The organism is Pelomonas candidula (genome assembly GCF_043555985.1).
GTDB classification, from domain to species: domain Bacteria; phylum Pseudomonadota; class Gammaproteobacteria; order Burkholderiales; family Burkholderiaceae_C; genus Pelomonas; species Pelomonas candidula.
The window spans coordinates 12,587-25,541 of sequence record NZ_JBIGIC010000021.1; the positions used below are offsets into that span (position 1 = coordinate 12,587).

Sequence of the window (12,955 nt, forward strand, 5' to 3'; positions counted from 1 at the left end):
CCGCGGCAGTGCCACCGCCGCATGACCGGAAGATTCTGAAAAGGAACAGGCCGAGGCAAGCTTGCGCCCGCACCGGCCAGGAAAGCCGCCCGGCGTTCGCCCCGAAGGACGATCACCGGGCGGAAGCGCTCAACGCTCAGAAGCGATAGCGGGCACCGATCAGGTAACGGCGACCCGTCTGAAGCGCGGACAGCACTTCATCACTGGTACGGCCGTGCTGGCGGATGTAGCCATCGTTCAGGTTCAGCAGGTCAGCCTGCAGCGTCAGGTTCTTGCCGATCTTGTAGCCGATGGAGGCATCCACCTGACCGTAGGGCTCGGTGTAGATCGGGTTGTTGCCGGCGCCATCGGTAGTCGCCGCAAGGAACTGACCGCGCCAGTTGTAAGCGCCGCGGATGGACCACGTCTCGTTCTCGTAGAAGCCGACGAGGTTGGCGGAATTGCTGATGCCAACCAGGGGAGCTTGCGGAGCGCTGCTGTCACTGTTGTTGTTGAACTTCAGACCACTCTTGACGTAGGTGAAGTTGCCCGAAACACCGAAGCCGCTGTTGCCGAACATGTGCTGGAAGTTGAATTCCAGGCCCTTGATGTTGTCGCCGGCACCGTTCTTGTAGCTCGTGATGTTGAACGCCAACGGCTGCGTGCCCGGGACGGTTCCCAGGATGTCGCCCTGGATGATCCCGTTGGCGACACCGGTCTTCGTGACACCTGCCTGGGTGCCGTAATTGTTGAAGATGTAGTTCCGAATCAGGTCCGGCCGGTCGGCCGTGATACCGGAAGCCAGCGCAGCCTGGTAGTACGTGCCGCTGGCAGGCTGATTCAGGCCCGCGAACGTGGTACTGACGGTCGTCGTGGTGATGAAGTCCGAGACCTTCTTGTAGAAAGCACCGACCGCCACATACGAAGACTTGGCGTAGTAGTACTCAGCCGACAGGTCCAGGTTCTTGGACTTCAGCGGCTTCAACGCCGGATCGCCGGCCGAACCGGACCCCGGGACGTTGTAACGCGCCGAGTCGGCGTTCAGCTGCGTACCGCCCAGCATCTTGTCGAATCCGGGACGACCGATGTTGACACCGAAGCTGGCACGCACCTTCAGCTTGTCGGTCAGGTCCGCATCCCAGTCCACGCTGGGCAGCCAGTACGTGTACTTGCCAGACTTGTTACCGAAGGTGCTGGTGCCGCCGGTCAGCTTCACCTCGTTCTGGGCATACCAGTCCGTGCCCGTGTAGGCCGTGACCTGCGAGGACGAATCAACCGTGGTGCTTTCATAGCGCAGGCCGACGGACACATTCATGGGGATGGACGTGTCGAAGGAGTGGTCCCACTGGCCGTAGGCCGAGGTGGATTTCTCGATCGTGCGCCAGTCGCTGGCGCCGGGCTGACTGTAGTCCGTCGGTGCTGCGAAGTAAGCCTCGGCGGCCGCCTGCGACAGCGGCACGTTGCCCGTGCTCGACGTGCCGTACTTCACGGCATTGGCGATGGCCTGCGCGCGCAGGGCATTGAAGTCCGGCACGAAGAACGTCGAGAACAGGCGCGGATCGTTGTGGCCCGGAATCTGGCTGAAGAGACCACCCAGACCGTACTGCGACACCGGCACGTTCTTGAACCCGCCCTGAGGGCCGATACCGCTCCAGTCACCGTGGAAGTTGTTGGCGCTGGCGGCACGGTTGTTCAGCTTGGTGAAACCGAGGCCGGCGAGCAGCTTGTCGTCAGAGCCCAGACGATAGGTGCCACGCAGTTGCACCTGGTCGACCGTCTGATCGGACAGGTTGCTGTAGAACTGCGAACCGGTCACGTTCGTCTTGTTCGAGTCGTAGGCCAGACCCGGCGAGCTCATGATCGGGAGCTTCTGGTCGTAATAGGCCGTCGTGTTGCCCTGGTTGAACAGCGCCAGGTCCATGACGGCATAGGTGCCGTAAGGGCTGTCCGGCGAGGTCTTGGACGTCGAATGATGGGCATCGAGGTCGAAGCTCAATGCATCGCTGACCTTCCAGGCCGCATTGAAGCCGGTCGAGCCGAGCTTGGTCTTCTGCGCGAACAGGCCGGCGTTCATGCCGTAGTCGTGCGTGCCGTCCCAGGTGGCGGTCTGGACGATGGGCGTCGACACCGAACCGGACGTGAACGTCGTCTGGGGCGAACCGTTCAGGGCACCAGAGAACGAAGGGCCAAACCAGGCCGAGTTCTCGATGTTCTTGGACTTGACGGTGTTGACAGCTGCGGTGTAGTCAACCGTGAACTTCAGTTCCTTGGTCGGCGCGAACTGCAGCACCGCTTGGCCGTTCAGGCGCTCGCGGTCCAGGCCCGTCACCGAATAACGCATGTCATTCGTGTGCGTGTAGTAGCCGCTGGTGGGGAAGTTCTTGAGGTTGCCAGCCGGCACACCATCAAACGCGCCACCGACCTTGTTGTAGGCCTCGCTGAGCCATCCGTTCTGCGTGTAGGCGTTGTTGGAGCCCGAGCTGCGCTTGGAATAGCTGCCGCTGATGGCGATGCCCAACGTGCGATTGCCAAACGTGTCGCTGTAGATGCCGGAGATTTCGGGCGTGACCTTCGATCCCTGCAATTCGTTCGGCAGGCGGCTGACGGACTGGTCGTAATTGGCCTTGATACCGATGCTGGCGACGCGTTCGCGCAGATCGAGCGGGCGAGCCGTCTTGACGTTGATCGTGGCGCCGATGCCGCCGGTGGGCGATTCGGCGCGGGCCGTCTTGTAGACCTCCAGGGCGGAGATCGAGTCGGACGACAGGTTGGCGAAGTCGAACGCGCGCGAGCCGCTGGCGCCGTTGTTCAGTTGGTTGATGACGGACGTCGGCATTTGACGACCGTTCAGCAGCACCATGTTGAAGTCGGGGCCCACGCCGCGCACCGTCACCTTGGAGCCTTCGCCGCTGGCGTTGCGGTCGATGGACACGCCGGCGATGCGCTGCATCGATTCGGCCAGGTTGGTGTCGGGGAACTTGCCGATGTCTTCGGCCACGATGCCGTCCACCAGACCGCGCGACTCGCGCTTCAGGGTGACAGCGCTGTCAAGGGACTTGCGAATACCCGTGACGACGACCGTTTCGAGCGATTGCGTATCACCGGCGGCTTGCTGGGCTTGAACGGCGGCAGCGCCTGTCAGCAGCGCAACCGACGATGCCCAGGCGACAGGGTGCAGACGCGCACGTGCGGGTCGCTGGGTTTTGGAAATCTGGGGGTGTTTCATTTGTCTCCTTGCTTGCTTTGGCCCAGGCTGAGCCGATTGACGAGGTCTTACTATGACTTTTGGTATCAACGATTGTTAGCGTTACCAAACAATCTGAGAGGGAGGCTGTCAAACCCTGTGCCCGCTGTACTGTACTTTTTCGAAACCGCGCCGTTGTGCTGGGGTTTACGCGAGTTGTCGCCGTTGTTTAGCGCAATTCGCAACACCCTTCGCGTGGTCGCCACGGCTGCAAAAAACGCACGGATCGCGTGAGTTTTAGCAACATTCCAGGCAGCCGTTGGTAGCGATCTCAATGCGCGAGCACATCGATCGAGTCCGAACGCCTGACAACCAAAAGACAACGCTGTCAACGTTAGTCGATTCGGTTTGGCCTTGCAATCGGGTTTGTGAGAGCGTCAGTGGATTGGCAAAAACGCAACGCCCCACGGGCAATCACCAAAGTGACATCAGCCTCTGCATTCCACGACGGCCCACTGCCTCTCTTAAAGCGGCGCCTCGACTGCGCAAGCGCACTTCCCGACGCACCCCCAAAGCACGCAAAGACCTGCCACGGCGGCGCGACTCGCCGCCGTGCCGGCCACAACAGTGCCTCAGACCAGGTCCAGCCGGTATCCCACACCGTAGACCGACGAGATGCATTCCTGCGCCGGCTCCAGCGCCACGAGCTTGCGTCGGATGTTCTTGATGTGGCTGTCGACGACGCGATCGGACACGTCGCGGAAATCCTCGTGGATGAGATCCAGCAGTTGCGCCCGCTCGAAGACGCGTCCCGGGTGCTGCAGCAACTGGCGCAGCAAACGGAACTCCACCGGCGTCAACGCCAGCGCCTGCTCCTGCCAGAGGATGCGCTGGCCCGCTTCGTCGACGGCAAAGCCGCCGGCCACCGGCACCAGCGTCACCGGCGCCAGCCGCCCCTGCGCGCGGCGCAGCAGCGCCTTCACGCGCGCCACCAGCTCTCGCGGACTGAAGGGCTTGCAGACGTAGTCGTCGGCGCCCAACTCCAGGCCCAGCAGCCGGTCCAGCTCCTCGACACGCGCACTGCAGATGACGATGGGCACGTCGCTGAAGACGCGCACGCCGCGGCAGACCTCCAGGCCGTCCAGGCCCGGCAGCATGACGTCCAGCAGCACGGCAGCCGGCATGGGGTCGGTCTTCAGCCGCTCCAGCGCCTCGCGGCCGTCGGCCAGCCATTCGGTGCGGAAGCCCGCCGCCTGAAGATAGTCGCGTACCAACGCCGCCAGCTTGGGCTCGTCCTCGACGACAAGGATGAGTTCACTCATGCAGTGCCTCCATCGGGTTTGAGCGGGAGGGTCAGCACGACGGCCAGCCCCCCCAGCGGCGACGGCTCGGCGCGCAGCCGGCCGCCGTGCATCTGCGCGATGGCCTTGGCGATGGCCAGCCCCAGGCCCGAGCCGCCGAACGCGCGACTGCGCGAGGGGTCGGCGCGGTAGAGCGGGTCGAAGAGGCGCTCCAGATCGCCCTCGGGCACGCCGGGCGGCGTGTCGTCCAGGCGGACCTCGATGGCCTCCCCCAGCGCCCGCGCCGTCACCTGCACACGGCCGGGCGCTTCGGTGTAGCGCAAGCTGTTCTCCAGCAGGTTGGCCAGCAGCTGGGAGACGCGCACCGCGTCCCACTGCGCGGCAGGCAGCACGTCGGGCAGCTGCGTCTCGATGGCCACGCCCAGCGCCACGGCACGCGGCGCAACGCGCTCGATGGCGACCCGCAGCAGCGCGGCCGGCGCGACCGGCTCGAACTCGCAGGACAAGGCGCGCAGTTCGGACGTTGCCAGCAGGTGAAAGTCCTCGACCAGTCGCGACAGCCGCTTGACCTCCTCCTGCAGCGACGCCAGCGCCGCGCGATCCAGCGGCCGGATGCCATCCACCAGCGCCTCGACCTCGCCGCGCAGCACGGCCAGCGGCGTGCGCAGTTCGTGCGACAGCTCGGCCATCCAGCGCCGCCGACTGCTCTCCAGCATCGACAGCGCCCTGGCCATCGCGTTGATGTCGCCGTGCAGCGCCGCGATCTCGCTGGCGCCGCCGCTGCGTGGCGCGGGCAGACGCACGTCGAACTCGCCGGCCGCGATGCGCCGCGCCGCCACCTGGGCCTCGGCCAGCGGTCGCGCCCAGCGCACGGCGACCAGCCGCGCCAGCACCAGCGCCACGACCAGCACGCCACCGGCCACCACCGCCAGGCCCAGATGCTGCCGATGCAGGAAGCTCGCGTCCACGCCCTCGGCTGGGCCGGCGCGCTCGGCGAGGCGCAGCACCACGACGATCTCGCCGTTCAACCGGACGGCACGGGCCTGCCCAGGCCTGTCCAGCATCTCGCGCCGGCCGACCAGCGGCGTAACGCCGTCTGCGGCCAGCAGCACGATGCGCGGGCCGAAGTTGGAGGGGTCCCGCCGGGACGGCGGATCATGCCGGCCGTCACGCGGCGGCCGGCCACCGGAGGCCGCAACAGCCAGCGCGTCCTCGGGCCGGCCTTCAGGCGGTGCGTCCTGAGTACCGCCACGCGTGCCGGCGACGCGCACCGCCTCCAGCCAGGTCCGCAGCGCAGGCCGCCAGTCACGGGGCAATTCGCCACGTTGGGCCAGATCGCGCTCGGCCGCCTCAACCAGGCGGGACAGATGCTCGCCGTCCTGGGCCTGCAGGTAGTCGGAAAAGCCGGCGCGCAGATTCCAGACGACGAGACCGGCCACGGCGGCGACGGCCGCCAGCGCGGTGGCGATGAGCAGCAGGGAAAGCTGATGGACGAGGCGCATGTGCGCATCTTGCCGGGCAACTGTGGATGCGGCCTCCACAGTTCCTCCATGCCGCACCGGCAAGAAACGCTGCCGTAACCAGGGTGGCACTTCCGCAACACCCGCTTCGTGGCGCCCGAACGCAACCGCCCGTCCGCCCCGGCGCAGCGGGGAGTACCTGCGGCGACGCACCACGATCGCGCGCATGCCTGCCGTAACTGCAGCAACAACTCATCGTCCCGAGGGCTAGCTCGGAGAAGAAACTGCTAGAGTCACATTTCGGTAACTTCGTTACCTTTTTGATTTCCAACTTTTTCCCGGACGACCCGCCATGCCCTCACGAGCCGCTCCTGCCCGCCAAGATATCGACAAAAACGAGCCGTTGGTGGCCGATATCCGGCTTCTTGGCCGAATTTTGGGGGACGTCATTCGGGAGCAGGAAGGCCGTGAAGCCTACGAATTGGTCGAGCGCGTACGCCAGTTGTCGGTGGCCTACCGTCACAAGCACGACCGCGAAGCCGGCAAGCGCTTCGACAAGCTGCTGAAGAGCCTCTCCGGCGAGCAGGCAGTCAGCGTCATCCGCGCGTTCAGCTATTTCTCGCACCTGGCCAACATCGCCGAGGACCGCCACCACATCCGCCGCCGCGACGTGCACGAACGCGCTGGCAGCCTGCAACCGGGCTCCCTGGCCTACTGCCTGGAGCACCTGCACGAGAACGGCATCCGCCCGACGGAGATCGCCGAGGTGCTGCAACGCGGCTTCATCTCTCCGGTGCTGACCGCCCACCCGACCGAAGTGCAGCGCAAGAGCATCCTGGACGCCGAGCGCGCCGTCGCGGGGCTGCTGGAACAGCGTGACCGCGCCGGCACAGAGCGCGAGCAGCGCGAAACCGAGAACCTGCTGCGCGCCCGCATCACGCAGCTGTGGCAGACGCGCATGCTGCGCTACTCCAAGCTGACGGTGGCCGACGAGATCGAGAACGCCCTCTCCTACTACCACTCGACCTTCCTGCGCCAGATCCCCAAACTCTACGCCGAGCTGGAGGAGCACCTGCCCGGCAGCAAGCTGCCCAGCTTCCTGCGCATGGGCAACTGGATCGGCGGCGACCGCGACGGCAACCCCAACGTGGGCGCCGCCACGCTCAAGCGCGCGATGCAGCGCCAGAGCGAGGTGGCCCTGCGCCACTACCTGACCGAACTGCACGAGCTGGGCGCCGAGCTGTCCATCTCGCTACGCCTGACCGGCGTGACGCCCGACATGCAGGCCCTGGCCGAGCGCAGCCCCGACCAGAACGCCCACCGCCTGGACGAACCCTACCGCCGCGCGCTGACCGGTATGTACGCCCGCCTGGCCGCCACGCTGCACGCGCTGACCGGCACTGAGGCGCTGCGCCACGCCGTCGCGCCACAGGACCCCTACCGCTCGCCCGACGAGCTGCTGGCCGACCTGCGCACCATCGAGTCCTCGCTGAAGACCCACCACGCCGAGGCGCTGATTGCGCCGCGCCTGGCGCCGCTGATGCGCGCCGTGCAGGTGTTCGGCTTCCACCTCGCCACGCTGGACCTGCGCCAGAGCAGCGACCAGCACGAGCTGGTGCTGGCCGAGCTGCTGGCCACGGCCCGCATCGAGAGCGACTACTCGCTGCTGGACGAAGACGCCAAGCGTGCGCTGCTGCTGAAGCTGCTGAGCGACGCCCGGCCGCTGCGCGTCATCGGTGCCAGCTACACCGACAAGACGCTGTTCGAGCTGGCCACCTTCGAGGCCGCCCGCGAGGCGCTGGCCCGCTTCGGCCGCGAGGCGCTGCGCCACTACATCATCAGCCACACCGAGTCGGTGTCCGACCTGCTGGAAGTGGCACTCCTGCTGAAGGAAACCGGCCTGCTGCGCGGCACGCTGGACGGCTACGCGACCAGCGATCTCATCATCGTGCCGCTGTTCGAGACCATCGGCGACCTGCGCATCGCGCCGGACATCATGCGCGAGTTCTACGCGCTGCCCGGCATCCGCGGCATGGTGGACCGCAGCGGTGGCGAGCAGGACATCATGCTGGGCTACTCGGACAGCAACAAGGACGGCGGCATGTTCACGTCGTCGTGGGAGCTGTACCGCGCCGAAATCGCGCTGGTCGAACTGTTCGACGAACTCAAGCGCGTCGGCCCCATCACGCTGCGCCTCTTCCACGGCCGCGGCGGCACGGTGGGCCGCGGCGGCGGCCCGAGCTACCAGGCCATCCTGGCCCAGCCCCCGGGCACCGTGAACGGCCAGATCCGCCTGACCGAGCAGGGCGAGGTCATCGCCTCCAAGTACGCCCACCCGGAGATCGGCCGGCGCAACCTGGAGACGCTGGTGGCCGCCACGCTGGAAGCCACACTGCTGCACCCGACGCAGAGCGCCCCCAAGGGCTATCTGCAGGCCGCGCAGGCGCTGTCGGACGCCAGCTTCGCGGCGTACCGAAAGCTGGTCTACGGCACCAACGGCTTCGCCGACTACTTCTTCGCCAGCACGCCCATCCGCGAGATCGCCGAGCTGAACATCGGCTCGCGCCCCGCATCACGCAAGGCCACGCGCGCCATCGAAGACCTGCGCGCCATCCCCTGGGGCTTCTCCTGGGGCCAGGCCCGTGTGGCGCTGCCGGGCTGGTGCGGCTTCGGCTCGGGCGTCGAGGCCTTCCTCGGCGAGGAGCCCACGCAGCGCGCCAAGAATCTCGCGCTGCTCAAGCGCATGCTGAAGGGCTGGCCGTTCTTCCGCGCCGTGCTGTCCAACCTCGACATGGTGCTGGCCAAGGCCGACCTGGCGCTGGCCGAACGCTACGTCGAGCTGGTCGAGGACAAGAAGCTGGGCAAGCGCATCTTCGCGGCCATCCGCGAGGAGTTCGAGCGCACGCAGGCCGCGCTGGGCCTCATCACCGGCGACGACAAGCGCCTGGCGGCCAACCCGTCGCTGGCCCGCTCCATCGAGCACCGCTTCCCGTACATCGACCCGCTGAACCACCTGCAGGTCGAGCTGATGCGCCGCTACCGCCACATCTCGGCGGACGACCCGGCCATGGAACGCGTGCAGCGCGGCATCCATCTGTCCATCAACGGCATCGCGGCGGGCCTGCGCAACACGGGTTGAACGCGCCGCCGTGAGCGGTAACAAGTCGCACCACCGTTTGTAGGAGCGCGGCAGCGCGCGCGAGGCGCGGCCCAGGGCCTGTTCACACTACGGGAGTAGGCCGCGAAGGCCCGCCGCCAGGGGCCAATCAAGGCGCGGCGCGCAGCCCGCATTGATATGCGGGCCAGCGGTGCAACGCTGAGTGGCCCCTGGCAACGGGCCTTCCCTTCGGGTTGTGGCCAGAAAGCCTGCGCGCGGCGTTGCAAATCCTTGCCGGGTGTCGAACCCGGCTTCGGTTTGCGCCTTGCTCGCAGGCGTTCTGGTCACAACGCGGCCTGCTCCCGTAGCGTGAACAGGCCCTAGAGTCCCGGCATGGGATTCAGGTGGCGCTTCGAGTACAGCCTGCTGCTGATGGTGCTGCTGAGCGTGGCCGCAGTGCGCTTCTCGGACGCGCTGCTGCAGCAGGTGCGCGTCATCACGCCGGGCTCATCGGTGCTGACGGAGGCCATGTCCGACCGACGCAATGGCGGCGACTCCGACGTCCGGCGCGGCCCGGCGCCGGGGTTCGAGCTGCTGTGCACGCTGCGCGAGCGCTTCCGCTATCCCTACTGCGGCATCGCGCTGCGCCTCGACCCACAGCTCGTTCACGGCGTGGACCTCAGCGAGGTGCGCCGCATGCGCCTGTGGCTGGACTATGAAGGCCCTGCGAGCACCGTGAAGATCCAGCTGCGCAACGCCAGCCCGGCCTACGGCATCCCGCAGAACCAGGAAGACGCTGCCAAGTACAACCACATCGAGGTCAGCGCCAAATCCATCCAGGGCGGCATGGTCGAAGTGGACCTGCGCAACTTCGTCGTCGCGAACTGGTGGATGCAGCAGTTCCACATCGCGCCGCAGCTGGGTCGGCCGGAGTTCGACAACGTCGTCACGCTCGAGGTCACCACCGGCACCGAGGCTCCGCCAGGCGACTACCGCTTCGTGCTCAAACGCGTCGAGTACGACGTGCAGCCCCTGTCCACCGAGCACTGGTATCTCGTCATCATGAGCATCTGGCTCGCACTGGCGCTGCTCTACCTGTTCATACGCCTGGTACGGCTGCAGACCGTCGTGCGCCAGCAGCGTCAGCAGTCTCAGGAACTGCGGGCCATCAACCGCGCGCTGGACAAGCGCAGCCAGCAGCTCGTGCAGATGGCCACCACCGACGCCCTGACCGGCGCCCTCAACCGCAAGGGGCTGGAGGACGCGCTGCAGCAGGCGCTGGCCGACTGGCGCCGGCACCAGCACCCGCTGGGTCTGGTGCTCATCGACATCGACCACTTCAAGGCCGTCAACGACACCCACGGCCACCAGGCCGGTGACCGCGTGCTGGCCGGGCTGGCCGCGTTGGTGCGCAGCCACGTACGCGGGCAGGACCTGCTGGGCCGCTGGGGCGGTGAGGAGTTCCTGCTCGTCTGCCGCGACACCCACCTGCCGCAGGCGCAGGCCATCGCCGAGAAGCTGCGCGCGCTGGTCGCCAACCACGACTTCGCCGCCGGCCTGCGCGTGACGGCCAGCTTCGGCGTCGCGGCGATGGACAGCGACCGCCCGCTGGACCAGGTATTCGCCGCGGCCGACGCGGCCCTCTATCGCGCCAAGGCCGAGGGCCGCAACCGCGTCGTGGCCGAAGGCCCGGCCTGAAACCGTCGGCCGCGCCGCCCGCAAACGCGGGGCCCCAGCCGTGAATGTTCCCCACCGCCGGCGAGCATGCGCGGGAATGATGCGGCCCGCGACGCAGCGCAGCCCGCAACGATTGAAACCAGAACGGCGCGCCCTGCAGTCCCTTTGAAACGCAGGCCTTGGAGGATGGTCGGCAATCCGCGCAGGAGACTTCCATGTCCGACTTCCACACCACGCCCGTCGTCTGCCTGCACTCCAGCGCCGCCAGCGGCCGGCAATGGCGCCGCCTTGTCGCCGACGGCGGCCCCGCCTGGCGCTGGCACACCCCCGACCTCTTCGGCCACGGCGGCCGCCCCGGCTGGCCGGAGCTGATGCCCAGCCAGCTCGCCGTCGAGGCCAACGGCGTGCTGGCAGGCCTGCCCTGGCCGCGCGAGCAGGGCTTTCACCTCGTCGGCCACAGCTACGGCGCCGCCGTGGCCTTGCAGATCGCGCTGCAGCACCCGCAACGCGTGCTGTCGCTGACGCTGTACGAACCCGTCGCCTTCGGCCTGCTGCCGGCGCTGGGGCCCAACGAGCCGGAGTGGGAAGAGATCCGGCATGTCGCCGCCACGCTGGCCACCGCGCTGGACGGCGACGACGCCCTGGCCGCCGCGCGCGGCTTCTGCGCTTACTGGAATGGCCGCGACGGCTGGCCCGAGCTGGACGACACACAGCGCCGGCGCCTCGCCGACGCCATGCCCGCCGTGCGCCGCCACTTCGAGGCCTTGTTCGCGGCGCAATGGAGCGACAGCCTGCTGGACCTGCTGCGCATGCCCGTGCAGCTCTTCTGCGGCACCGCCACGCGCGCCAGCGCCCGCCGCGTCGCGCAAAGCCTGGCCGTGCGGCTGCCGCTGGTGCGCTTCGGCTGGCTGGCAGGCGCGGGCCACATGGCCCCCATCACGGATGCGGCTCGGGTGAACCCGCTGATCCTCGACAGCCTGGGCGCGATGCAGCGCGTGCCGACGGCCTGAGGCTCGATCAACGCGGTACCGACGCGCCCCCGCGCTCGTTCAACTTAGCATGCAGATAGACCAGTTCGCCCCGCCGGGCAAGCGCAGCGACCTGCTGACCAGCGAGAGTGAAGTTCGCGCAGGTCGGCGCTTTCATCCAAGACATGCTGCCCTCCGCCATGACTTCTTGCAGCCGCAACATTTCAGCCTGAGAGGCAGCCTGCCGGCTGTGCGGCATCGACAGTCGTTCCTCCAGCACGTACAGCGTGCGAGCATCTTTCAGTTCCGTCGTGATGTCGGGTAGTCGGCGCACCACCTGCTCGCACAACTGACGCCGGTTGGCATCGACGAGCTGCTGCGGGCTGCACGCCCGCGCGACGGTTATGGGAGAGCCGTCAAACGACGCCGCCATGTCCGCACCCGTGGCCATCATCAACGCCCACGACTCACCCATCGTCGGCTCCGCATCGACAGCCTCAGCCAGCACCTCGCTCAACGGCCTCGCACTGCGGGGTTGGAAGGAGCGAGTCGCCAGTTGGTGGAGCGCCTGACCCGCGGCCACCTCGTCCCGCCGGCTTCGCGCGTCACTCAGGCGGATCAGAAGGGGCCACGCGTCATGGGGCCCCAGCATCTCCATGCGCTCCAACGTTAGCGCCGCGCAGGCGGTCGGCTGGGCGCCCGGCTGCGGCGGGTCGGCTGTCGCCATGTCGCTCGCGGCGGGCGGTGCCGGCATCGCTTGCCGGGCTGCGAAGGCGGATCGATAGGCCGCATCCTCGCGGCAGGCACGCAAAGCCAGCTTGTAAGCCGTGGCATCGTCGGTCTGAGCGGCCAACTGAGCCGCCGTCTGCAAGTCCTGGCGCAGCAGTGCCGCCACCACGCGCTGCTTCGTCGGCCCTCTCTCCATCCTCTTGAGCACCTGCTCCTGTGCCTGCTGTCGTTGCTGGTCCAGCGCCTCCAGCCAAGCAGGCGGTGGCGCGCCCTCTTGAAGATCCAGTTCGCTACTCAGCACACGGCCATGCCCGCACACGTCAATGTAGGGCGAAGACGCCGCCTGCGCCGCCTTGGCGATGTCCAGTGCAGCCGCTGACATGGGAGTCGATGCCCCGTTGGCTGCCGACGGCGGGGCGCTGGCGACAGCAGGCCCTTGAGCAACATGCTGCGCACCAGGCTGCATGGCACCGACGGTGACACGATCAGTGCGGCGGACTACCACTGCCAGTGACGAGATCACCAACAGCAAAGCCAGCGCCAGCCACCGGCGCCACCCA

7 protein-coding genes are annotated in these 12,955 nt (G+C 67.4%); 3 read left to right on the plus strand and 4 right to left on the minus strand.

The genetic code is table 11. The features are described 5' to 3' along the window. Positions 1–136 precede the first annotated feature (136 nt). The 3 genes from ACG04R_RS26725 to ACG04R_RS26735 all read right to left on the minus strand — a co-directional run bounded on the left by ACG04R_RS26725 (position 137) and on the right by ACG04R_RS26735 (position 5,966). Entirely contained in the window at positions 137–3,205 is a 3,069-nt protein-coding gene (locus ACG04R_RS26725) for a TonB-dependent receptor (protein WP_394417237.1), read from the minus strand. A 590-nt stretch (positions 3,206–3,795) separates the two neighbouring features. Further along, positions 3,796–4,485: a response regulator gene (locus ACG04R_RS26730; protein ID WP_394417240.1), complete on the minus strand. Its 690-nt coding sequence runs from the start codon at positions 4,483–4,485 to the stop codon at positions 3,796–3,798. Then, on the minus strand, positions 4,482–5,966 hold the full coding sequence (locus tag ACG04R_RS26735; RefSeq protein ID WP_394417243.1) for an ATP-binding protein: 1,485 nt from the start codon (positions 5,964–5,966) through the stop codon (positions 4,482–4,484). The genes ACG04R_RS26730 and ACG04R_RS26735 overlap by 4 nt, the downstream gene beginning before the upstream one ends. A 310-nt stretch (positions 5,967–6,276) precedes the next feature. Here ACG04R_RS26735 and ppc point away from each other — a divergent pair, with 310 nt between their 5' ends. The 3 genes from ppc to ACG04R_RS26750 all read left to right on the plus strand — a co-directional run bounded on the left by ppc (position 6,277) and on the right by ACG04R_RS26750 (position 11,708). After that, complete coding sequence (ppc, locus tag ACG04R_RS26740; RefSeq protein WP_394417246.1) at positions 6,277–9,063, plus strand: phosphoenolpyruvate carboxylase; 2,787 nt, start codon at positions 6,277–6,279, stop codon at positions 9,061–9,063. A 351-nt stretch (positions 9,064–9,414) separates the two neighbouring features. Then, on the plus strand, positions 9,415–10,719 hold the full coding sequence (locus ACG04R_RS26745; RefSeq protein ID WP_394417249.1) for a GGDEF domain-containing protein: 1,305 nt from the start codon (positions 9,415–9,417) through the stop codon (positions 10,717–10,719). Between the two features lie 194 nt (positions 10,720–10,913). Next, a complete protein-coding gene (locus ACG04R_RS26750) occupies positions 10,914–11,708 on the plus strand; it encodes an alpha/beta fold hydrolase (RefSeq protein ID WP_394417252.1) in 795 nt (264 codons plus the stop codon). A 7-nt stretch (positions 11,709–11,715) separates the two neighbouring features. Here the strand turns inward: ACG04R_RS26750 and ACG04R_RS26755 are convergent, their stop codons facing one another. After that, a complete protein-coding gene (locus ACG04R_RS26755; protein ID WP_394417255.1) occupies positions 11,716–12,777 on the minus strand; it encodes a hypothetical protein in 1,062 nt (353 codons plus the stop codon). Positions 12,778–12,955 lie beyond the last annotated feature (178 nt).